Genomic DNA, 22,764 nt, shown 5'->3' with positions numbered 1-22,764 from the left:
TTATTCTCCACTAAGAAATTTACCCATTTGTGATAGAGGTTCACCAAGTTTTGTCACAGCTTCTGACAATTCTTTGGTATCTTCTTTTGTCAAATCAGTATAGAGTTTGTAGTGTTCCTTGTCGGTCATGTGTTTGTCCAACAAATCATTGACAGACTTGAAGTCTGCTTCCAATTCTTTAACTAGGTTAGCGTCTGATTTTTCAAGCAAAGGTTTAAAGAGTTGGAAAATCTTCTCAGCTCCCTCAATATTGGCACGGAAGTCATACAAGTCTGTGTGAGAATAAATTTCCTCTTCACCTGTAATCTTACTTGTTGCCACTTCGTTAAGCAAGTCAACTGCTCCAGTCAACATGACCTTGTAGTCCACATCCACAGTTGCAATCTTGGCTTTCAATTCCTTGATATCATTTACCAACTGATCGCCGTAGCTTTCAGTTCCTTTAGTTGTATTGTCTTCCCAAAGGATACGCTCGATACGGTGGAAACCTGACCAACCTTCCTCTGTCTTGTTTTCGTCCATGTAGTCTGCCAAACGGAAGTCAATCTTGACATCTGACTCACCAAAACTTTCAGCAATCGGTTCTGAACGCTCATAAGACATACGAATCAGTGGATAAACCTTCTTAGCTTCTTCTAACTTACCTTCTTTCAAAAGTTTGACAAAGCCTTCCGTATCTGTCAACAGTTTATCAATTTGCTCTTGTACAAAAGTCTTATATTCAGCAGTGGCCTTATCAAGCATTTTCTGCTTATCTTCAGACAAGGCTGTCACCTTGGACGAATCACTTGTGTTACTTGGCTTAGATTGATTATTAGCACAAGCTGTCAATAGCAAGGCTGAAGATAAAAGGACAAAACCTAGTTTTTTCATTGTTTACTCCTATTGGTTCAGGAAACCTGAATTAATTTTACGTTTCATTATAGCATGTTTTCACTCATTTTTCAATAAATTTTCAGACAATTTAATGTTAAGTAATTTATACTAATAATAGACTTTTAACCTCAAAATTGATAAAATAGGAAGGAAAATAAGATAAAAGGAAACTGAAATCACCATGATGAACATGCAAAACATGATGCGCCAAGCACAAAAACTTCAAAAACAAATGGAACAAAGTCAAGCTGAACTTGCGGCTATGCAATTTGTCGGCAAATCTGCTCAAGACCTTGTCCAAGCGACCTTAACTGGAGATAAGAAAGTTGTCAACATTGACTTCAATCCATCTGTCGTTGACCCAGAAGACCTTGAAACTCTTTCTGATATGACCGTTCAAGCAATCAACTCTGCTCTTGAACAAATCGATGAAACTACCAAGAAAAAACTGGGTGCTTTCGCTGGGAAATTGCCATTCTGAGCATAAGAAAAAAGCTCCATAATATCTGTAGATAAGTCTCCTACAGATATTATGGAGCCTATTTTTATTGTCTTCAAAAGCCTGAAAACATCAATACAATGCGTTTATTTTATATGAAAAAATCTACTGAATTTTTCAAAATAAACTTCCAGTAGTCTTTTCACTTTTTATTAATAAGTTCCTTCTTCACCTTGACTAGTCAAGATAACTGGTCCATCTTTAGTAATCACGAATTGGTGTTCATATTGACAAGATAAACCACCGTCAATGGTCTTATGCGCCCAGCCAGTTTTCATATCTGTATCAATTTCCCAGTCACCTGTATTGATCATTGGTTCAATGGTCAATACCATTCCTTCACGGAGACGAAGCCCACGACCAGCAATACCATAGTTAGGAACCATTGGTTCTTCGTGCATGGTTGGACCAACACCATGACCAACCAAATCACGTACTACACCGTAACCACGACTTTCAGCGTATTCTTGAATAGCTGCACCAATATCACCAATACGATTTCCAACAACAGCTTGCTCGATTCCCTTGTACATAGCTTCTTTGGTTACATCCATCAAATTTTTCACTTCTTCGGACGGCGTACCAACAGCATAAGCCCAACATGAGTCTGCTAGGCCACCAGAGTAGCTCTGGGTGTATTTTTTCATTTGCTCCACATTGTTGAAGTTTAGTTTTGAGACATTCAGGTCAGATTTAGCAATAGGACCTCCCAAAACCATGTCAACCTTGAGCAAATCACCATCTTTTAAGATATAGTGACGAGGGAAAGCATGAGCCACTTCATCGTTAAGAGAGCAACAGGTAGCATAAGGATAGTCCATCATTGCACCGTCAACTCCAATCTGAAGTGGAAGGAAATTTTCTTCCTTACAACGACGGCGAACGTATTCTTCAACTTCCCACATATCTACGCCAGGCTTAATCAAATCACGCAAGCCGATATGAATACTTGCTAGAAAATCACCGGCCTTATCCATAGCTTCAATTTCACGAGCTGATTTTAATGTTATCATTTTTTCTCCTAGTTTCTAATTAATTTTAACGGTTACATTTGCTTTTGAAACAATCTGATGACCATGATAAATATCGTAATCAATAATAGCTGACCGTCTAGTATGGTGGATAATGCGTGCTTGAATGCGCAGTGTATCATCTATCTGAACAGCCTGCAAAAAGTAGATTAGCATCTGCTCGATGATGAGATTGCGCCCACTATTCACAACCAAATCTTGAGTCATGTGGGTCAGAATTTCTGCTAATACACCATTAGCCAAAACACCGTTCTTCTCTAGCATAAAGGGTTCCACTGTAATCACTACTTCATCATGGTGATAAGAAAGTTTTTGACCAATCTGCTCAGAAAAAGTTGGTAGAGCCGAAACTTGGGAACGACTCATCTTCTCCATGACATCTCGTCTGGTTACAACCCCAAGCAAGGTTTGATTATTACGAACAACTGGTACCATTTCAAAATCTTCAGCAATCATCCGTTGACTCACATTGGCAATATTTGTAGATAATCCAACTAAAAATAGACTACGAGACATGACCTTATCAATTGTTGTACTTGGTGACTTATCACCAGCATCTCTCATAGTAACAACCCCAACAACAACCTGATGTTGATTAATAACAGGGAAACGACTACTACGATTCTTACGTACCAAGTCCAAATAATCTTTGACTGTGTCGGTTTCTCTCAGAAAACCATACTCATGACTTGGGCGATAAAGTTTCTCAACTGTCAGAATATCAGTCTTGATTTGTACATTTGACAGGGCTTTATTGATCATGGTCGCAATGGTAAAAGTGTCATTCTTACTTCTCAGAACTGGAATTCCTTTTTGATTGGCCAGTTTAAGCACATCATCATGAACCTGAAATCCACCTGTAACCAGAACTGCATTTTCATTTTCCAGCGCTAGTAATTGGATACGAGTACGATCTCCGACAATCAGGAGCCCACCATCGTGAAGGTAGGACAAGATATTTTGTTCAGTCATGGCACCGATTGAAAATTTACTAAATTCTCTCTCTAAACCTTCTTGCCCAGCCAAAACCTCAGAAGAAGTCACTTCTGCAATTTCAGCAAATGTTAATCTTTCGATAGCAACTTTCTGAGATTTGACTCGGATAGTACCACTTCTTGGGCGAGTCTCTACAATTCCACGATTTTCAGCTTCTTTAATGGCCCGATAGGCCGTTCCATCACTGACTCCCAGATGGTTTGAAATGCTACGAACACTGACCCTTTTACCTACTGGTAATTCCTCCAAATAGCTTAGAATTTCCTGATGTTTACTCATTGAATTCTCCTTTTACATACCGAAATTCAAGATAATCCCGCATTTTTCTTGTGTAGCGATCACTTCCCTTAAACTGACGGAACAAACGAAATCCAGCCTTAAGAGCAACTCTTTGGCTAGCTTCATTTTCAAGGTGGGTAATGATAGATAATTGTTTTAAGCCAAATTCCTCAAAAGAAAGCTGACAGAGTTTTTTAACAACTTCTGTCATGAAACCTTGACACCATACATCTTTTCTCAAAAAATAACCAAGTTCTGCTTCTTTTTTAATTTCATCTAGCTTCTCAAACTTAATTGAACCAATCATTTTTTCAGTTTTCTTGTCACAAATAGCCCATACACCTAAAGGTGACTTCATAAAATAATTGGCCAGTGCGTATTGACTCTCCTCCAGACTAGCTTGACTTGGAAAAACGAATTGTAAATTTTCTGGATTTGAAGCTATCTCATGGAAGTCCTTACCATCACTAAAAAAGAAAGGACGCAAATACAAGCGATCCGTTTCAAAAAAAGAAAACATTGCTAATTTGGTCCAAATATTCATAAACACCTCTACGGTTTATTCTTCAACAAGTGTAATATCCGCTCCTAGATTACGTAATTTTTCAATAATATCTGAATAACCACGTAAGATGAACTCAATATTTGTAATTTCAGTTTTGCCTTCAGCCATTAAACCAGCAATGACAAGTGCGGCCCCAGCTCTAAGGTCAGTAGCTTTTACATTTGCACCACGCAAAACACGTCCACCAGTATATAAAATATGGTCGTTTGTAGTCGTAATATCTGCGTCCATCTTTGCTAGTTCAAAAACATGGTTTACTCGTTTTTCATAAATGGTATCAATAATGGTACCACGCCCTTCCGCTGTTAACAAGAGAGGAGTAATTGGTTGTTGCAAGTCAGTAGCAAAGCCTGGATAAGGAGCTGTCTTAATATTGATTGCTTTCAAATTAGACTGTTCTTCGACAAAAATACTGTCTTCAGATACAGTCATTCTCACTCCCATTTCTTCCAACTTAGCAATGAATCCTTCTAGGTGTTCATAAAGAACATTATTAATCCGAATTCCCTTACCAACTGCAGCAGCTAAGGAAATGTATGTTCCCGCTTCGATACGATCTGGAATTACCTGATGACGCGTTCCATGTAATCTTTCAACACCATCAACAATGATGATATTGGTCCCAGCACCACGGATATGAGCACCCATATTATTTAAGAGAGTGGCAACATCAATAATCTCAGGTTCTCGGGCTGCATTTTCAATAATAGTACGACCATTTGCTTTAACCGCAGCAATCATCGTATTAATCGTCGCACCGACACTAACCGTATCCATGTAAATACTTGCGCCGTGAAGTCCTGTATCTTTAGCAGATAACTTCATGTTATCACCCTCGTAGCTAACAGTAGCTCCCATAGCTTCAAAAGCCTTAAGATGTAGATCAATAGGGCGAGGTCCCAAATCACATCCACCAGGTAAACCAACAGTAGCTTCACCAAAGCGACCTAAAAGACTTCCATAAAAATAATAAGATGCACGAAGACTATTGATTTTCCCATAAGGCATTGGAATATTTTGAACACCTCTTGGATCAATCTCTAACACATCGTCATAACGCTTAACAGTAGCCCCCATTAACTCCATAATTTCGACAAGACTAGCAACATCGGAAATATCTGGAACACAATCCAAAGTCACCACATCATCAGCCAAAATAATAGCTGGAATTAAGGCCACAACGCTATTTTTAGCACCACTAATGGTAATCTCACCTTGCAGGGGTAAGCCACCATTGATAACAATTTTTCTCATTTTAAATTTTTAATACTCTTTCAAAATTTCTAAAAAGGTCCTACGTTAAAGTATACCATAATTTCACCTTTTTTTCCATCATTTTCAATTATATTAGCTGAATCGTATTTGTATTAACTGGCCTTTTTTAAAAAGTTTTGCCCCTTATTTGCCCCCTGCTACAAAAAAACCTATCATACAGGCTAGAAAGCTTGATATGATAGGCTTTTTTCATTTTAATTAACGTACTGTACGGATACGCATTGTGTTTGTACGTACAGCTTCTCCAACTGGTACACCAGCTACGATAACGATATCGTCACCAGATTGTACAAGACCTGCTTCAACTGCTTTACGTTCAGCAATTTCGAACATATCATCAGTTGATGATGGAGCATCTGTCAACATTGGGATAACACCCCAGTTCAACATCAATCCACGTTCTGTCAATTCGTCAAATGTCAATGCCAAGATATCAGCATTTGGACGGTATTTAGAAATCAAACGTGCAGTGTGACCTGTCTTAGTAAGAGTTACAACCAATTTGATATCCATTGAGTTAGTAGCATCTTTAACAGCTGAAGCCATTACTTCTGTCTTAGAGTTACGTTCAAATGAATCTGAGTTCAAACGACCGTATTCGTTAAGAAGAGTCTGAGCGTTCTTGTCGATTGTAGCCATTGTAGTTACTGACTCAAGTGGGTATTTACCGTTTGCAGACTCACCTGAAAGCATTGTAGCATCAGTACCGTCGATAACAGCGTTGAATACGTCTGATACTTCTGAACGAGTTGCACGTGGTTTTTCAGTCATTGTTTCAAGCATGTTTGTTGCTGTGATAACAACTTTACCTGCAGCATTGACTTTCTTGATAATCATTTTTTGGTAAACTGGAACCATTTCGAATGGTACTTCGATACCCATGTCACCACGAGCGATCATGATACCATCAGCAGCTTCGATGATTTCATCCAAGTTGTCGATACCTTGTTGGTTTTCGATTTTAGCGAACAATTGAACGTGTCCGTTTCCAGTTTCTTTACAGATTGCACGAACTTCGTTCACGTCTTTTGCAGTACGTACGAATGAAATCGCGATGAAGTTGATACCTTGTTCAAGACCAAAGCGGATATCGTCGTTATCACGTTCAGCAAGAGCTGGGAAAGGAATTTTAGTGTTAGGGATGTTAACACCTTTTTGTTTAGCAATTACACCATCGTTTTCAACTTCAACTTCAAACTCACGAGTTGCGTCATCTTTAGCAACCACACGAAGACCAAGTTTACCATCGTCAACCAAAACTTGACGACCAACTTCAACATCATCATAGATGTCAAGAGCACCAGCAACGTTCAATGCGATCACATCACGAGTTGATTTGATTCCTTGTTTAGTAGCAACACGGATTTTTTCACCAGTTGTGTAAGAGTACTCTTTTGCATCTCCTTCAAACAATTCAGTACGGATTTCTGGTCCTTTTGTATCAAGAAGGAAACCAACTTTTTTACCTGCAAGTTTTTCAGCAAGTTTAACAGTTGCCATACGGTCACCTTGCTCTTGGTGGTCACCGTGTGAGAAGTTGAAACGGAATGTGTTAGCACCTGCTTCAATCAATTGAGCAATGTTTTTAGCTGAAGCTTCAACATCAAGTTTTTCACCCCAGTATCCGTCATCACCGAATTTTTTACCACCGCGGATTTCTACCGCAGGTCCCAAAGTTGCAACGATTTTTACACGTTTGTTCATGATTTTTGTGACTCCTTTATATATGACCTTTTTGGTCTTATTAACTAAATTATAAATTATGACAAGCTCTTATTCAAGCTAGATAGCTCAAGGTCAGCTTCATGTGGGTTGTTAACCACAATCTTACCATCTGCAGTAAGGCTAAACAATGCTCCTTCTTCTGCAGTTCCAAGAATTGGGTTTTCAACCATTTTCTCGTTACGGATACCAACCGCAACACCACCGATACCTTCTTTAAGAAGTTTAACGGCATGTGCACCCATACGTGATGCCAAAACACGGTCACGCGCAGTTGGAGAACCACCACGTTGAATATGTCCAAGTTCTGTCACACGAAGGTCGCTTGTATCTCCAGCTTCTTTAAGTTTTTGACCAAATTCAGCTGCTGACATCACACCTTCTGCCAAGACGATGATATTGTGTTTTTTACCACACTCGTATCCACATTTAATGCTTTCTACGATATCTTCAATCTTGAATCCTTCTTCAGGAATGATGATTTCATCAGCACCAGTTGCAATACCAGCCCAAAGAGCGATATCACCTGCGTTACGTCCCATAACTTCGATAACAAATGTACGACGGTGACTTGATGATGTATCACGAATCTTATCGATAGCATCCATAGCAGTAGTAACCGCTGTGTCAAAACCGATTGTGAAGTCAGTACCAACAATATCGTTATCGATTGTACCAGGAAGACCGATAGCTGGGAATCCATGTTCAGTCAAACGCATAGCACCGTGGTAAGATCCGTCACCACCGATAACAACTACACCTTCAATTCCGTGTTTTTTCAATTGCTCAATCCCTTTAAGTTGCCCTTCAAGTTGAGCGAACTCTGGGTAACGAGCAGAGTGAAGGAAAGTACCACCACGAGAAATGATGTCTCCTACTGAAGCCGCATCTAGGGGATGAATTTCACCAGCAACCATACCAGCATATCCATCATAGATACCAAATACTTCCATTCCTTCTGAAATTGCTTGACGAACAACTGCACGGATAGCAGCGTTCATACCAGGGGCGTCTCCACCACTAGTCAAAACAGCAATACGTTTCATATTGGTTATGCTCCTTTTTCTTTTAACATTCTTACTGATTATATCACATTTAAATGGAAAATTCTTCTATTTTCCGTAATTTTAGCGATAAATCGTTTTCATAACGATTCCACCTAATTTCTCTTCTAATTCAGTGGATTTAGTCACAAAATGATGGGGAGAAACAATCGTTCTCTGTTCCTCTTCATACCTGATGATGACTGGGATTGGGCCTTTATACTGGTCTAAAATTCTCGAAATTTCTTGATCCGATTCATGATTTTTTACCTGTATCCAAAAGCGTTCAGCCACTGCTGCTCTTATTTCTTGTGCAATCATTTGCAGACGGTCATCTCGTAACTGAATTTTTCCTCTTATATAGTAGAAAGCTCCTTCTTTCAATTCCTGCCCAATCTGTCGATATAAGTCTGAGAAGAGGGTAACATCCAATTTTTTCTTACTATCATCTACCTGTAAGAATGCCATGTTTTCACCCTTTTTGGTCCGAATCACTTTTATTTTCTGAATTTCAACCAATACAATGGCGTGACTATTTTCTGACAAATTTCCGATTGGTGTAATTGGGTAGATAGCCTTACTTGCAATAGCTTGTAAGGGATGTTTGCTAACTCCTACCCCTAGAAGCTCTTGTTCCATATAGAATTTTTCTTGCTCCGTCCAGTCCTCCAAACCTTGCCAACTATAAATGCTCTCTCCAAATAAGCTTCCTAACTCTTTCACAAATTCAAATAGATTACCTAAATTATTAAATACTTTTTGGCGATTTTTTTCAAATGAATCGAAAAGACCAACTTTTACCAAAGGTTCTAGCAGAGGAAGTTTCAGATAATTCTCAGGTAATTTAGCTATAAAATCTTCAATGCTCGAATAGGGTCTATTTTCAATAATCCAAAGCGCCAAATCCTTGCTGACTCCCTTAATCGACTTCAGACCTAGATAGATGGACTTGTTGGCAATTTTATCATGATAAGGAATGGTATTAATGGACAGAGGTGCTACTTCAAAGCCTGCTTCAAGAGCGTCTGTTACATAATCACTGTTGACAGAATTCAGCATGACCTGATAAAAAATGGCTGGATAATGCGTTTTGAAATAGGCCAACTGGAAGGCCAAGGCTGAGTATGCATAGGCGTGAGATCGGTTAAATCCATAACCTGCAAACTTCTCCATAACATCAAAGACCTGCTCTGCCTTTTCCCTAGTATGACCAGTATCTAATGATCCTTGAATAAAGGATTCCCTCATTTCATGCATGGCAAAGGCATCTTTTTTCCCCATAGCCCGACGTAAAATATCGGCTTTTCCGAGGCTAAATCCAGCAAATCTCTGAGCAACCTGCATAACCTGCTCCTGATAGAGCATGATGCCGTAGGTTGGAGCCAAAATATCCTCCAGTACTGGATCCAGAACAGTCACTTCTTCCTGCCCATGCTTTCTTGCCACAAAATTATTGATGTAGTCACTGGCACCTGGTCGATTTAGAGAAGTAGTTGCTACGACATCTTCAAAACAGACTGGTTGCACACGTTTGAGCAAGCGAATGGCACCAGGTTGCTCAAATTGAAAGATACCTTTTGTATTGCCAGAGGCAAATAAAGCTAACGTTTCTTTGTCTTCCAAATCAATTTCTTCAATTTTAAGGTGAATACCTTCTGATTCAGCAAGCAATTTTTGCATCTTCTGGACAAAGGTCAAATTTCGCAGTCCCAGAAAGTCCATTTTCAATAGCCCGCTAGATTCAACTCCATGAGCATCATACTGAGTCAGCGGAATTTCGTCGCCATGCTTTAGAGGGATGTAGTTGGTTAAGTCTTGGTCACTGATTACAACACCAGCCGCATGGACAGAGGTTTGTCTTGGATAGCCCTCTATCCTGCAAGCAATTTCAAAGGCTTTTTGATATTCTAGCTTACTATTGATTTGCTGACGAAACTGAAGATTACCCTCATAGGCCGACTTGAGATTATCACGAAAACTAATTTTCTTGGTAATTGCAGATAATTCATACTCTGGCACACCAAAACGTTTTAAAACATCTCGCAGAGCTTGCTTAGCACCAAAAGTAGAAAAGGTAACGATTTGAGCTGCATGTTTACTACCATATTTATTACCAACATATCTGATAAAATCTGGACGATAAATATCAGGAATATCAATATCAATATCAGGCATGGTATAGCGTTCACGATTGAGGAAACGTTCAAAAATCAGATTTTTCTGAACTGGGTCAATCCCTGTAATGTCTAGAGCATAGGAAACCAAGCTACCAACTGCGGAACCTCGTCCCATTCCCATATAATAGCCATTCGAACGTCCAAAACGCAATAAATCCCAAACAACCAAGAAATAATCATCAAAGCCCATATCATGAATAACAGCCAATTCTTGGTCTAGACGGTCTTGATATTCTTTACCAGTTAACCCCTTCTGAGCAAGCCCCAATTCAGCACGTTCTCTTAATTCTTCTACTGCTGGTCTAGCAGGATTAAAGCGAGGCAGTTTCAGACTAGTATCCAAGTCATAAGAAATACCTGAAATAAGCTTTTCTAAGTTTTCCAAGGCCTGAGGAAAACGCTCTTGGAATAGTTTCTCTAAAGAACTTGCTGACATAAAAACATCTTGTTTCGAAAGCAAAGGAACTTCTCTGAGCGGTAGATTTTCTTTAATCGCTGTTAATACTTGAAGAACCTCTCTATCCTTACTTTCAAATGTATTGACCCGATAAATAGGCAAAATTGGATGATGAAATTCGCTGGCCAGTGTCTCTGGGTAAACCCCTATATAGTAATCACAGCCTATATTGAGCGACTCAAGCTCTGCAAAATAAGGCAAAATTACCGCAACATCCTCCAGATACTGAGATAGAACTGACCAACTTTTCTCCCCCTGCATCTTGGCTGTTGATAGTTTCATCAACTGCTGATAGCCCACACTAGATAAAGCTAAAAAGCGCAAATTCACATCCTTATCATCTACAAGCACATTCATTTCAAGCCCTAACAAAGGATGAATGCCGTATTTTTTTGTAACCTCTAGAAAATCGAAAGCCCCGTAAAGATTGTCAATATCCATCATAGCCAGATGAGTGTAGCCATAGTCTTTTGCTACTCTCACATACTTGTCGATTGAAATGACACTCTCCATAAAACTATAGACTGTTTTTGTATCTAGTTGTGCGATCAATTTACACTTCTCCTCTATCGTTCTCACTATATTATACCATTTTCTTAAAATTTCTATTACTATTACTGATGCTTTAATATCTAATAGCTCAAATCATAGTTAATTAGACAATCCTTGCCTGATTTACAACAGCACCACTAATATTTTTGTATTTAAGCTTATCATTTCACATGTTTATTTTATAAATACTTATTTTTATTTATTATAGTTTCTATTAATTTTTATAGTTTCTTTTCTCTCTGTTTTTTGATATAATAACTGTAATATATTTCATAAATAGGAGGTCTTATGCGTTTTAATCAATTCAGCTATTTAGCGCTACCTAGAGATACAATTATCTTTGAATTAAAAAAGTATGGATTTGATTTACCAGTCAACATCACAAATAAAAAAATGCTTGAAGCGTTTCTTATTCGTTTCTTTTTTAATTTTAAAAACAGCTCCTATCCTCTATCCAGTTTAGCAGTTGACCAAGAAACTGACTTACTAACATTTTTTCAGTCAGACAAAGAACTGACTGCAGATATTTTCTATACTGTAGCCTTTCAACTCTTAGGTTTTTCTTACTTGGTTGACTTTGAAGATAGTGAAGTTTTTCGTAAAGAGACTGGATTTCCCATTGTATATGGTGACTTGATTGAAAATCTCTATCAGTTGCTCAATACTCGCACTAAAAAAGGGAACACTCTTATCGACCAACTTGTCAGTGACGGGCTAATTCCTGAGGATAATGACTATCACTACTTTAATGGCAAGAGTTTGGCTACTTTTTCTAGCCATGATGTCATTCGAGAAGTCGTTTACGTTGAGTCTCGTGTCGATACTGACCGCGAAGGACTTCCAAACCTAGTCAAGGTCAGCATTATTCGTCCTCGTTATGATGGAAAAATCCCTGCTATCATGACAGCCAGCCCCTACCATCAGGGAACCAATGACAAGGCTAGTGATAAGGCCCTCTACAAGATGGAGGGTGAACTTGAGGTCAAACCTGCTCACAAGATTGAGCTTGAAGAACCTCAACTCAATCTCGTCCAACCCCAAGGTCAAGCTGAGCTTGTGTCAGAAGCTGAGGAAAAGCTAACGCACATCAACGCTAGCTATACACTCAACGACTACTTCCTTCCACGAGGTTTTGCTAATCTCTATGTCTCAGGTGTCGGTACCAAAGACTCTACTGGTTTCATGACTAATGGGGACTACCAGCAAATCGAGGCTTATAAAAATGTCATCGACTGGCTCAATGGCCATTGCCGTGCCTTTACCGACCACACGCGCCAACGTCAAGTCAAGGCTGACTGGTCAAACGGAAAAGTAGCTACAACTGGACTTTCCTATCTAGGTACCATGTCCAATGGTCTTGCGACTACAGGTGTAGATGGTTTAGAGGTTATTATTGCCGAGGCTGGTATTTCTTCGTGGTACAACTACTACCGTGAAAACGGTCTGGTAACTAGCCCAGGTGGTTACCCAGGTGAGGACTTTGATTCCCTTGCTGAGTTAACCTATTCTCGTAATCTCTTGGCATGCGACTATATCCGTGGCAACGAAGCTCACCAAGCTGACTTAGAAAAAGTAAAAGAGCAACTGGATCGCAAGTCTGGCGACTACAATCAGTTTTGGCATGACCGTAATTATCTACTCAATGCCCATAAGGTAAAAGCAGAGGTTGTCTTTACCCATGGGTCTCAGGATTGGAATGTCAAACCACTTCATGTTTACCAGATGTTCCATGCTCTTCCATCTCATATCAATAAGCATCTCTTTTTCCATAATGGTGCCCATGTTTATATGAACAACTGGCAATCCATTGATTTCCGCGAATCCATGAATGCCTTATTGACTAAGAAATTATTGAGACAAGATACAAATTTCCAACTTCCGACCGTTATCTGGCAGGACAATACAGCTCCTCAGACTTGGCAGACTCTTGATGATTTTGGTAATCAGGAAATCTCAGAAACTTTCTCACTTGGTCAAGAAGAGCAAGTCATTCAAAACCAGTACCCAGATAAGGATTTTGGGCGCTATGGTAAAACATACCAGACCTTTAATACAGACCTCTATCAAGGGAAAGCCAATCAAATTACTATTGACCTTCCTGTAACCAAGGATCTCCACCTGAACGGTCGCGCTCAGCTCAATCTGCGTATCAAGTCCAGTACAAACAAGGGGCTCTTATCAGCCCAACTACTGGAACATGGACAAAAGAAATATCTACAACCTTATCCAGCTGTTTTAAGTGCTAGAACCATTGACAACGGTCGCTACCACATGTTGGAAAATCTCTGTGAATTGCCATTTCGTGAAAATGCGCAACGAGTCGTGACAAAAGGCTATCTCAATTTACAAAATAGAAATGATTTACTGTTGGTAGAGAATATTACTGCAGATGAATGGATGGATATCCAGTTTGAACTGCAACCGACTATTTACAAGTTAAAAGATGGTGATACTCTTCGTTTAGTCCTCTATACTACTGACTTTGAAATCACAATTCGTGACAATACCGCATACCAGCTGACTGTTGATCTTGAACAGTCTACTCTTATCCTACCTTGTCAAAAGGTATAATATCAGACTTTCAAGATGAAACTATTTCCACTTGAACTGTTAAACTACACATAAACTTAGTATCAAATTCAATCCTGGTCTAGGCCTATGACATGTCTAAAACGGAATTTTGGACAAAAGATACTAAGACCCTAACCAACATGTGTACTCATTAATAATACTCGCTACCACACTACATGTTGGTCAATCTCTGTGAATTGACATTTAGAATAAATTCACAACAAGCCGTGACAAAAGGCTAACCTAATTGAATGATTTACTGTTAGTAGAGGACACCAATGTAAATAAACGGATAGATAGCCAATTCATCTCCACCCAACTAGTGACAAGTTAAAAGAAGGAGATACTCTCCGTTTAGTCCTATACTACTGAATTTGAAATCATCATACGTGACAATACCGCTTACCACCCGACTGACGATTTCGTTCAGTCCACGCTTTCTGTACCTAGTACAAGGAGTAATATTTTATGAATAAATCTGAACACCGACACCAACTCATACGAGCTCTTGTAACGAAAAACAAGATTCATACTCAAGCTGAGCTACAAGCTCTTCTTGCCGATAATGATATTCAAGTTACACAAGCTACACTTTCGAGAGATATTAAAAGCATGAACCTCTCAAAAGTACGAGAAGAAGACAACTCTTACTACGTGCTCAATACAGGTTCTATCTCAAAATGGGAAAAACGTCTCGAAATTTACATGGAAGATGCTCTTGTCTTGATGCGTCCAGTTCAACACCAAGTCCTACTAAAAACCCTTCCTGGACTTGCTCAATCCTTTGGTTCTATCATTGATGCCTTGAGCTTCCCTGATGCTATTGCTACCCTCTGTGGCGATGATGTCTGTCTCGTCATCTGCGAAGATGCAGAAGCTGCTCAAAAATGCTTTGAAGAACTGAAAAAATTCGCTCCACCATTTTTCTTTGAAGAATAAAAAAATTCCGTGTCTGATCTGGCACGGAATCTTTTTATCTATTTTACTGAGATGGATTGTCTTTTTTAGTTCGTGCCAATCTCAGGGCACGATTTGGATTGAGACGATTAAATAGTGCTTCCAATTTCTGTTCATTCCAAACATCTGCAGCGGAAACAAAATTACCATCCGCATCTCGGAAAGATATCGGTTTATCTCCCATACCAGTCTCCTAGTCTACAAATTCAAACTCAAATTTACCAATGCGGACCAAATCACCATCTTTAGCACCACGCGCACGAAGGGCTTCATCAACTCCCATACCACGAAGTTGGCGGGCAAATTTCATGACTGATTCGTCACGATCAAAGTTGGTCATATTAAAGAGCTTCATCAGTTTTTCACCAGAAAGCACCCATGTCGCATCGTCATCACGACTAATTTCAAAGGCCTTCTCTTCCTCATCAAATCCATAGTAAGCTTCTTCTTCCATATCTGACTCATCGTAGAGCAAGAATTCTGGTGTCTTATCTAGCAATTCAGCTGTAGCATCCAATAGAGTAGCCAGACCTTGCTTGGTCAATCCAGAAATTGGGAAAATAGCTGGTAAGTCTTCAAATTCATCGTAGTTTTCAGCTAATTTTTTCTTAAATTCTTCAAGATTTTCCTGACTCTCAGGCATATCCATCTTATTGGCTACAATAATCTGTGGACGCTCCATGAGGCGAAGATTGTATGACTCCAGCTCCTTGTTAATGGCAAGATAATCCTCATAAGGATCACGTCCTTCACTAGCTGACATATCAATAATATGAAGGATAACACGGGTACGCTCAATGTGACGGAGAAACTGAGTTCCCAAACCAACACCTTGACTAGCCCCTTCAATCAAACCTGGTAAATCAGCTACTGCAAAGGAGTCACCTGATTGGGTACGAACCATACCAAGATTTGGCACAATAGTCGTAAAATGGTAGGCACCAATTTTAGGTTTAGCAGATGTGATAACACTTAAAAGGGTTGATTTCCCAACAGATGGGAATCCAACTAAACCAACATCAGCCAAGATTTTTAGTTCCAATTGTAACTCACGTTCCTGACCTGGTTCTCCATTTTCAGAGATTTCCGGTGCAGGATTTTTTGGTGTCGCAAATCGAATATTTCCACGTCCACCGCGACCACCGTGGGCAACGATAAATTCTTGACCGTGTTCAATCAAATCTGTCAAGACCTTGCCAGTCTCTGCATCACGCACAGTCGTACCTTGTGGTACTCGAACTCTAAGGTCCTCAGCACCACGACCATGCATCCCTTTGGTCATTCCTTTTTCACCAGACTCAGCCTTGAAATGGCGATTGTAGCGGAAATCCATCAAGGTACGTAGCCCTTCGTCTACAACGAAGACCACATTTCCTCCACGACCACCGTCACCACCCCAAGGACCGCCATTAGGGACATATTTTTCACGGCGAAAGGCAACCATGCCATCGCCACCATTACCAGCCTTGACCTTGATCTTAGCTGTATCTAAAAACATACTCATTTTTTCTTCTCACTTTAAAAAAGGGCTGGGAAATCCCAGTCACAAAATTTTCTTGAATCTTTTTATAGATTACTGAGGGCACCAATTGCAGTTGCAAAAATACCCAAAATACTTGCTACTAACATGATAAGCACGATAAGCAAGGTTAATTTCTCAAACATCGTTTTTTTACGTTTTCCATTATCTCCAAATGCCATTTTTATCTCCTTCGTTACATTCTATTTTCTATTATCTTAGCATGAATTCAGCTAGTTTTCAATAGTCACTTGCTACGGGCGCAATAATCCATAAAATGATATAGGCTACAATTCCAACTCCGTAACAAAAAGCAAGGACACCCCAAATAACGCGAACGATAGTAGGATCCATATCTAGATAATTGGCCACCCCAGCACAAACACCCGCAATCTTTTGGTCACGGCCGCTTCTCATTAATCGTTTATTCATAACTTGTCCTCTTTCTATTCTTCACGGTCTGTCAAATAATCTCTCATGCTAATCAGCTGTGTTTTCGACGCTTTTAGCATCCGTCTAGAGCCTTTTACCGGTACAGCAACCACCTGTTGTGGAAGATACAAAACTGTCTTAAAGATACGCTGACTGACCGTATCATCTTTAGATAAATCTTTCTGGAAATTATTTGAAATAATAGCATCCAGATAAAATTCATGCACTCGTTTCCCAAAATTCTCGGCTGAAATCTCGTATAATTTAGCTGATAAGGTATACTCATTCATGTCTGGCGTTGCAATCAGGGCTTCTAAAATAGCCCCAGCCAAATCATGTTCACCGTAGTACAAGGTTCCAAACATCTTGTCATTGATAAGATTATCCAGATAAGGATTTCCGTGAGCAATGACAGGCGTTCCACTGGCCAAGCTTTCCAAGTATGTCAAACCTTGCGTCTCACTTGTCGATGCCGAGATAAAGAAATCCGCCGCCTTGTAGTAAAGAGCCGTTTCACTAGGAGCAATCATTCCTGTAAAGATAACTGAGTCTTGAATCTCTAGTTTCTGAGCTTGCTCTTTGAGGTCATTCAGATAAGGCCCATCCCCAGCAACTACCAGTTTAACCTTGTCTTCCTCTTTCAGAACTTCTGCAAAAGCTGCTAATACTGCTTGAATATTTTTTTCATAGGAAATTCTGGAAAGACTCAGCAACATCTGTTCATCATCTTGAATTCCTAATTTACTACGCAGTTCTTTTAGATTTTCTTGCTTGATTTCCGGACGCTCAAACTTGGCTAATTCAATCCCAGTTGGAATGACCCTTTTTTCAACCTTAACCTTATAGTCAGATAGCAAGTCACGGACAATCTCACTCGGGCAAATCACCCTATCCACATCATGCAAGAAACCTCTAACCAGATACTTGACCATACTAGGACGAATCAACATCCCCTTGGCAATATAATGCACGTAGTCTTCGTATTGGGTGTGATAGGTATGGATGACTGGGATTTTCAATTCACGCGCAATCCAAATCCCCAACAAACCAAGAGAAAATTCTGTCTGAGTATGGATAATATCTAGCTGATACTGTTTGGCAATTTCAAGCGCCTTGCTAAAACCTCGGTAGGCAAAGCGACGATCCTTAAAAGCAAAGAAAGGAACACTTGGAATACGGATGATTTGCCAATCTTCGTAGCGATTGACATCCTTATCTGTCGTAGTAAAGATAAAAACAGCATGCCCCTGCTTTTCAAGTTCTGTTTTCAAGGTTCGAATACTGGTCGCAACACCAGAAACCTGAGGAAAATAGGTATCTGTAAATAAACCAATTCGCATAGATTACCTCACTTTTTACTTTCTCCCTAAAGCGGCTTGTTTCTCATAAAAGTCCAACCAGATTTGTAACAGATGCTCTTCTGAATACTCCCTAGAAATATTCTTAGCTTTTTCTTTGAGTTCTTTTAAGGCAGCAGGATTTGCTTGATATTCCAAAATAGCTTCTTTCATCTCTTCTCTATCTGCTGTTGCTCGATAATTTCCCTCTAAAATCACCTTATAAAGATCCAAATCACGTAACATGATAGGAGCCTCACAACTAGCAGCCTCTAAAATCGTCATAGGAAAGAGCTCATTGTAACTAGGCAACAAGAATAGATCCGCTAGGGCATACAATTCGCGCATCCGTTCTGGCGGCACAATACCTGGAAACATCAAATTTTTGGGTGGATTATCCATCATTTTCTTGTAGCGTTCATAACCATCTGTCATACCACCAAAAGAGAAACCACCAGCCCAGATAAAGGTAATATGAGGCAATTCCTCAGCCAGACGGATAAAGTCATCAATCCCTTTGCGTTTCTGAACTTGACCAGCACCTACTACGATAAACTGATTGTCACTAAGACCTAGCTCTGTACGAAGTCTCGCTACCTCTTCCTGTGGAAGAGGATGCCATTTTTCCTTATTGACAAAGTTAGGAATATAAGTCACTTTTTCACGTGGAATACCAGCTGCCACCAAATCCTCAATAAACATCGGATTGACCACAACCAAGTGCTCCATCCGGTTGTAAAAAGAAAATACATAGCGTTTCACAATTCCCTTTAAGAAAAATGGAATTTTCAAACTCCCCTCAAGTGTATCAGGCAAGAAATGCACATAGCCAATTTTCCTTCCTGAGCGTTTCTTTTGGAATGTTGATAAATAATAGGGGAAATCAATTGTATGAAAGTGAGTCACATCTGCCTCTATTGGAAGATTTTCTGTAACAATCAATTGGTCCTTGGCATCACGGTTAAGAAGACGAACTAATTCACGGTAGGCACCTGAAACTCCTTGTCCTGCTACTTTCTCACTTGAACTTAACATATTGATGCGTAATTTCTTTTTTTCCATAACTACTATTATATCATTTTCTTTGAATAAAATCAGCAAAAGAAAGGAGAGACTAGGGAAAAGAGGGGAAATTTCCTCGCTTTTCCAATAATCTCTCACATGTTTTATATGTTTACTTAATGCCTAGGGCAATGCGTGCATAGCGACTCATTTTTTCAACAGTCCAGGCTGGATACCAAACTAATTTGACCTCAGTATCAGTCACTTCGGGAACCTCTGTCATAGCATCATAAATCTGGTCTGTCAAAAGGTCGGCTAGGGGACAACCCATGGTTGTCAAAGTCATATCAATCTCTGTTTGCCCTGTGTCACCGTCAAAACGAATCTCATAAATCAAGCCAAGATTAACAATATCGATTCCCAACTCAGGGTCGATGACTTCTTCCAAGGCTGTTAAAATTCGTGTTTTGATATTTTCAATTTGCTCTTCTGTATAAGCCATATTCATCCTCACTCTTAGTCTTCAATAAAATCACGAAGCGGTTTGCTGCGACTTGGTTGGCGTAGTTTTCTCAAAGCTTTAGCTTCAATCTGACGGATACGTTCGCGAGTCACGTTAAAGACTTTACCCACATCTTCAAGGGTACGCATTTTACCATCATCTAGCCCAAAACGCAGACGCAAAACATTTTCTTCACGGTCTGTAAGAGTATCCAAGACCTCATCCAACTGCTCACGCAAGACGATACGAGTTGTATAGTCCACTGGATTTTCAATCACTTCATCTTCGATAAAGTCCCCAAGGTGGCTATCATCCTCTTCACCGATAGGAGTTTCAAGAGATACTGGTTCTTGGGCAATCTTCAAGATTTCACGAACCTTGTCAGGGGTCATATCCATACGTTCAGCGATTTGTTCTGGTGTTGGATCTTGTCCTAATTCTTGAAGAAGATTACGCTGTTCACGAACCAATTTATTGATGGTTTCAACCATGTGGACTGGGATACGGATGGTACGAGCTTGATCAGCGATTGCACGAGTGATCGCCTGACGAATCCACCAAGTTGCGTAAGTTGAGAACTTGAATCCTTTAGAATAATCAAACTTATCAACTGCTTTCATCAAGCCCATATTCCCCTCTTGAATCAGGTCAAGGAACTGCATACCCCGGCCGACATAGCGTTTGGCAATCGAAACAACCAAACGAAGGTTGGCTTCCGCAAGACGTTGTTTGGCTTCGATATCACCCGCTTCAACAGCCAGCGCCAATTCTTTTTCCTCTTCATTGGTCAAGAGAGGAACGACCCCGATTTCTTTTAAGTACATACGGACAGGGTCATTAACCTTAGCCGAAGTTGAACCAATCAAGTCCTCATCACTAAGTTCTGGTTCTTCTTCAGCACTAAGAACACGCGCACTTGGATTCCCTTCGTTATCTGTGATAGAAATTCCTGCATCCTGAATTCGTTGCAAGAGATCTTCAATCCCATCAGCATCCAAGGTAAAAGGAATAACTAGACTAGCATTGATTTCATCATCAGTTGCTGTCCCTTTTTGTTTATGATTACGGATAAATTCTGCTACTTGTACGTCAAATGTTGTTACTTCTTTTTGTTTTGTTGCCATTATTACTCCATTCTTCTCTTTTGGGAAATTAAACGTTCCAATTCTTCTAAGGCTGTGTCTGTATCTCCTACATGGCTCGCTTCCTGCACCTTCTTTTTGATTCTCATATTGTCCTGATTCAAGAGAGCCTTGTTTCGAGTCATTTCTACTTCACTTAGTTCCTGCGGAGACATCTCAGCAGGTAAATCCTGAGCTAAAACTTGGTACCAAGCTCTCTCAACTTCCTCTGTCTGTTCTGCTAGAACTTCCGGAGGAAGATTGCCATACTGGCCAAGCAAGTCATATAAGACCTGAAATTCAGGTGTATCAAATGCAAAGTCTTCTCGCAAGCGGTAATCGTTCAAAACAAGAGGGGATTCCATCATTCGATAAAGTAGATGGGCTTCTGCCCTCATAATAACCGATAACTGCTTGGTGACAGGCATAGTGATTGGCGTCAGTCTGGAAATTCCTTCCATACGATTCTGCCTTTGCGCCTGACGACTCTCATTCACAATCTGCTCAATCTGGACGTAATCAAAGGACGCCAAACTGTCAGCTAAAATATGAATATAGCTGTTTTGAGCAGTGATAGACTTTTCTTGAACAATCAAGGGAGCTATTTTTTCAATAAACTCAATCTGAGCTTGCAGATTTTCACTATTTTCAGGCTTATACTGGTGAATGTAAAACTCAATCGGACTAATACGAGTTTTTGTTAATAGATAGGCCAAGTCATCTGGTCCGTTTTTTTGTAGATATTCATCTGGATCCAAGTTATCAGGCATGCTAACGATTTGCACAGGCATATCACCAATTTCATCCAGCGCTTTCAATGTCGCAGCTTGCCCAGCCTTATCGCCATCGTAAACAAGAACCAACTTCTTCGTTAGCCTTTTCAGATGCTCAACATGCTCACGACTCAAGGCTGTTCCCATAGATGCGACAGCGTTTTCGATTCCAGCCCGATAGGCTGCAATGACATCCATGAATCCTTCCATCAGGTAAATCTCACTGGCTTTTCCAGAAGATTTTTTTGCCCTATCCATATGATATAATTCGTAACTTTTGTTAAAAATTGCAGTCGATCGGCTATTTTTATACTTAGAAGTTTGTGAATCCGTTTTCTGCCAGATACGACCTGAGAAGGCAATAACCTTTCCCTGGTCATTTGTCAGGGGAAACATAATACGATTGTGAAAGGTATCTACAAATTGATTAGCATCAGAGAGATAAAACAGTCCTGAATCTAGGAAATCCTCATCACGATACTGACCAGACAAACGTTGATGAAGATAGTTGCGTTCTGGAGGTGCTAAACCAATCCGAAAATGCTTGAGCACTTCATCTGTCAAACCACGCTGATAAAGGTAGTTTCTGGCCTCTTCCCCCATGGTCGTTGTCGTGAGAATAGCATGATAAAATTTGGCAGCATCTTCGTGCATATCATAAAGAGCTTGGTGGGGTGAAGCTGGCTTCTGTTCACTATAAAGCGGTTTTTCCACCTCTATCCCGACAAGCTGACCTAAGATTTGGACAGCCTCCATAAAGGGAACCCCTTGGTACTCCTCGATGAATTTAAAGACATCACCTGAGCGACCACAACCAAAACAGTGGTAAAACTGCTTATCCTCAACAACGTTGAAAGAAGGTGTTTTTTCACCATGAAAAGGACAGAGCCCTAGAAAGTTCCGTCCTGCCTTTTGTAAAGAAATCACATCTCCTATGACTTCCACAATGTTGGCATTGTTTTTGATTTCTTCAATGACTTGTTTGTCAACCATACACAATACCTCCATGTTATCATAGTTTACTTTATATAGTATACTTTATTTCAGAAAAAAAGTAAACCATTTCACTCATTTTCCC

20 protein-coding genes and 1 pseudogene are annotated in these 22,764 nt (G+C 39.9%); 4 read left to right on the top strand and 17 right to left on the bottom strand.

The genetic code is table 11. The features are described from left to right. Positions 1–873, bottom strand: a complete 873-nt coding sequence (efeO, locus tag CBI42_RS01885; RefSeq protein ID WP_064276045.1) for an iron uptake system protein EfeO — start codon at positions 871–873, stop codon at positions 1–3. 184 nt (positions 874–1,057) lie between these two features. On the opposite strand from efeO, the gene CBI42_RS01880 reads away from it, so the two are divergent. Further along, entirely contained in the window at positions 1,058–1,357 is a 300-nt protein-coding gene (locus CBI42_RS01880) for a YbaB/EbfC family nucleoid-associated protein (RefSeq protein ID WP_094753101.1), read from the top strand. Between the two features lie 170 nt (positions 1,358–1,527). On the opposite strand, the gene CBI42_RS01875 is transcribed toward CBI42_RS01880, so the two are convergent. The 7 genes from CBI42_RS01875 to CBI42_RS01845 form a co-directional block, all read right to left on the bottom strand. Further along, complete coding sequence (locus CBI42_RS01875; protein WP_000631543.1) at positions 1,528–2,388, bottom strand: methionyl aminopeptidase; 861 nt, start codon at positions 2,386–2,388, stop codon at positions 1,528–1,530. A 15-nt stretch (positions 2,389–2,403) separates the two neighbouring features. Beyond that, the gene (gene spxR / locus CBI42_RS01870; protein WP_094753100.1) at positions 2,404–3,681 is read right to left on the bottom strand and encodes a CBS-HotDog domain-containing transcription factor SpxR; all 1,278 of its coding nucleotides are present in this window, start codon (positions 3,679–3,681) and stop codon (positions 2,404–2,406) included. Further along, on the bottom strand, positions 3,674–4,225 hold the full coding sequence (locus tag CBI42_RS01865) for a GNAT family N-acetyltransferase (protein WP_094753099.1): 552 nt from the start codon (positions 4,223–4,225) through the stop codon (positions 3,674–3,676). The genes spxR and CBI42_RS01865 overlap by 8 nt, the downstream gene beginning before the upstream one ends. A gap of 15 nt (positions 4,226–4,240) precedes the next feature. Beyond that, positions 4,241–5,500, bottom strand: a complete 1,260-nt coding sequence (locus tag CBI42_RS01860) for a UDP-N-acetylglucosamine 1-carboxyvinyltransferase (RefSeq protein WP_094753098.1) — start codon at positions 5,498–5,500, stop codon at positions 4,241–4,243. A gap of 219 nt (positions 5,501–5,719) precedes the next feature. Then, the gene (gene pyk, locus CBI42_RS01855; RefSeq protein ID WP_049491777.1) at positions 5,720–7,225 is read right to left on the bottom strand and encodes a pyruvate kinase; all 1,506 of its coding nucleotides are present in this window, start codon (positions 7,223–7,225) and stop codon (positions 5,720–5,722) included. A gap of 56 nt (positions 7,226–7,281) precedes the next feature. Then, complete coding sequence (pfkA, locus tag CBI42_RS01850; RefSeq protein WP_049491779.1) at positions 7,282–8,289, bottom strand: 6-phosphofructokinase; 1,008 nt, start codon at positions 8,287–8,289, stop codon at positions 7,282–7,284. An 81-nt stretch (positions 8,290–8,370) separates the two neighbouring features. After that, positions 8,371–11,472: a DNA polymerase III subunit alpha gene (locus tag CBI42_RS01845; RefSeq protein ID WP_179211348.1), complete on the bottom strand. Its 3,102-nt coding sequence runs from the start codon at positions 11,470–11,472 to the stop codon at positions 8,371–8,373. Positions 11,473–11,760: 288 nt separating this feature from the next. Here CBI42_RS01845 and CBI42_RS01840 point away from each other — a divergent pair, with 288 nt between their 5' ends. From CBI42_RS01840 to CBI42_RS01835, 3 genes and pseudogenes are all read left to right on the top strand, one after another. Further along, positions 11,761–14,043: a Xaa-Pro dipeptidyl-peptidase gene (locus CBI42_RS01840; protein WP_049491782.1), complete on the top strand. Its 2,283-nt coding sequence runs from the start codon at positions 11,761–11,763 to the stop codon at positions 14,041–14,043. Positions 14,044–14,213: 170 nt separating this feature from the next. Further along, a pseudogene (locus CBI42_RS13400) lies at positions 14,214–14,515 on the top strand (Xaa-Pro dipeptidyl-peptidase); the annotation flags it as partial. Next, the gene (locus tag CBI42_RS01835; protein ID WP_001043026.1) at positions 14,512–14,982 is read left to right on the top strand and encodes an arginine repressor; all 471 of its coding nucleotides are present in this window, start codon (positions 14,512–14,514) and stop codon (positions 14,980–14,982) included. The pseudogene CBI42_RS13400 and the gene CBI42_RS01835, both read left to right, overlap by 4 nt. A 43-nt stretch (positions 14,983–15,025) precedes the next feature. Here CBI42_RS01835 and CBI42_RS01830 read toward each other — a convergent pair whose 3' ends face one another. The 9 genes from CBI42_RS01830 to dnaG form a co-directional block, all read right to left on the bottom strand. Further along, positions 15,026–15,184, bottom strand: a complete 159-nt coding sequence (locus tag CBI42_RS01830) for a hypothetical protein (RefSeq protein WP_049491784.1) — start codon at positions 15,182–15,184, stop codon at positions 15,026–15,028. A 9-nt stretch (positions 15,185–15,193) separates the two neighbouring features. After that, positions 15,194–16,504, bottom strand: a complete 1,311-nt coding sequence (gene obgE, locus CBI42_RS01825; RefSeq protein WP_061589912.1) for a GTPase ObgE — start codon at positions 16,502–16,504, stop codon at positions 15,194–15,196. 62 nt (positions 16,505–16,566) lie between these two features. Then, positions 16,567–16,701 (bottom strand): DUF4044 domain-containing protein, encoded by a 135-nt coding sequence (locus tag CBI42_RS01820; protein ID WP_000863852.1) that lies wholly within the window; start codon positions 16,699–16,701, stop codon positions 16,567–16,569. A gap of 58 nt (positions 16,702–16,759) precedes the next feature. Next, on the bottom strand, positions 16,760–16,936 hold the full coding sequence (locus tag CBI42_RS01815) for a PspC domain-containing protein (protein ID WP_049488793.1): 177 nt from the start codon (positions 16,934–16,936) through the stop codon (positions 16,760–16,762). A gap of 29 nt (positions 16,937–16,965) precedes the next feature. Then, complete coding sequence (locus tag CBI42_RS01810) at positions 16,966–18,291, bottom strand: glycosyltransferase family 4 protein (protein ID WP_094753096.1); 1,326 nt, start codon at positions 18,289–18,291, stop codon at positions 16,966–16,968. Positions 18,292–18,306: 15 nt separating this feature from the next. Beyond that, a complete protein-coding gene (cpoA, locus tag CBI42_RS01805; protein ID WP_179211347.1) occupies positions 18,307–19,350 on the bottom strand; it encodes an alpha-galactosylglucosyldiacylglycerol synthase in 1,044 nt (347 codons plus the stop codon). A gap of 112 nt (positions 19,351–19,462) precedes the next feature. Beyond that, positions 19,463–19,792, bottom strand: coding sequence for a metal-sulfur cluster assembly factor (locus CBI42_RS01800; protein ID WP_000331929.1), 330 nt, complete (start codon positions 19,790–19,792; stop codon positions 19,463–19,465). A 14-nt stretch (positions 19,793–19,806) separates the two neighbouring features. Then, positions 19,807–20,916, bottom strand: a complete 1,110-nt coding sequence (gene rpoD, locus CBI42_RS01795; RefSeq protein WP_004259586.1) for an RNA polymerase sigma factor RpoD — start codon at positions 20,914–20,916, stop codon at positions 19,807–19,809. Positions 20,917–20,918: 2 nt separating this feature from the next. Next, positions 20,919–22,679, bottom strand: a complete 1,761-nt coding sequence (dnaG, locus tag CBI42_RS01790; RefSeq protein WP_094753095.1) for a DNA primase — start codon at positions 22,677–22,679, stop codon at positions 20,919–20,921. Between the last annotated feature and the right edge of the window lie 85 nt (positions 22,680–22,764).

Origin of the sequence: Streptococcus sp. KR, from assembly GCF_002238115.1 — a bacterium.
Lineage (GTDB): Bacteria > Bacillota > Bacilli > Lactobacillales > Streptococcaceae > Streptococcus.
This window is presented reverse-complemented; position numbering and strand designations above follow the sequence as displayed.

Bases quoted from the DNA above. Each gene is read 5' to 3' on its own strand.
- efeO (WP_064276045.1), bottom strand. From the start codon at position 873: ATGAAAAAACTAGGTTTTGTCCTTTTATCTTCAGCCTTGCTATTGACA.
- CBI42_RS01880 (WP_094753101.1), top strand. From the start codon at position 1,058: ATGATGAACATGCAAAACATGATGCGCCAAGCACAAAAACTTCAAAAA.
- CBI42_RS01875 (WP_000631543.1), bottom strand. From the start codon at position 2,388: ATGATAACATTAAAATCAGCTCGTGAAATTGAAGCTATGGATAAGGCC.
- spxR (WP_094753100.1), bottom strand. From the start codon at position 3,681: ATGAGTAAACATCAGGAAATTCTAAGCTATTTGGAGGAATTACCAGTA.
- CBI42_RS01865 (WP_094753099.1), bottom strand. From the start codon at position 4,225: ATGAATATTTGGACCAAATTAGCAATGTTTTCTTTTTTTGAAACGGAT.
- CBI42_RS01860 (WP_094753098.1), bottom strand. From the start codon at position 5,500: ATGAGAAAAATTGTTATCAATGGTGGCTTACCCCTGCAAGGTGAGATT.
- pyk (WP_049491777.1), bottom strand. From the start codon at position 7,225: ATGAACAAACGTGTAAAAATCGTTGCAACTTTGGGACCTGCGGTAGAA.
- pfkA (WP_049491779.1), bottom strand. From the start codon at position 8,289: ATGAAACGTATTGCTGTTTTGACTAGTGGTGGAGACGCCCCTGGTATG.
- CBI42_RS01840 (WP_049491782.1), top strand. From the start codon at position 11,761: ATGCGTTTTAATCAATTCAGCTATTTAGCGCTACCTAGAGATACAATT.
- CBI42_RS01835 (WP_001043026.1), top strand. From the start codon at position 14,512: ATGAATAAATCTGAACACCGACACCAACTCATACGAGCTCTTGTAACG.
- CBI42_RS01830 (WP_049491784.1), bottom strand. From the start codon at position 15,184: ATGGGAGATAAACCGATATCTTTCCGAGATGCGGATGGTAATTTTGTT.
- obgE (WP_061589912.1), bottom strand. From the start codon at position 16,504: ATGAGTATGTTTTTAGATACAGCTAAGATCAAGGTCAAGGCTGGTAAT.
- CBI42_RS01820 (WP_000863852.1), bottom strand. From the start codon at position 16,701: ATGGCATTTGGAGATAATGGAAAACGTAAAAAAACGATGTTTGAGAAA.
- CBI42_RS01815 (WP_049488793.1), bottom strand. From the start codon at position 16,936: ATGAGAAGCGGCCGTGACCAAAAGATTGCGGGTGTTTGTGCTGGGGTG.
- CBI42_RS01810 (WP_094753096.1), bottom strand. From the start codon at position 18,291: ATGCGAATTGGTTTATTTACAGATACCTATTTTCCTCAGGTTTCTGGT.
- cpoA (WP_179211347.1), bottom strand. From the start codon at position 19,350: ATGGAAAAAAAGAAATTACGCATCAATATGTTAAGTTCAAGTGAGAAA.
- CBI42_RS01800 (WP_000331929.1), bottom strand. From the start codon at position 19,792: ATGGCTTATACAGAAGAGCAAATTGAAAATATCAAAACACGAATTTTA.
- rpoD (WP_004259586.1), bottom strand. From the start codon at position 20,916: ATGGCAACAAAACAAAAAGAAGTAACAACATTTGACGTACAAGTAGCA.
- dnaG (WP_094753095.1), bottom strand. From the start codon at position 22,679: ATGGTTGACAAACAAGTCATTGAAGAAATCAAAAACAATGCCAACATT.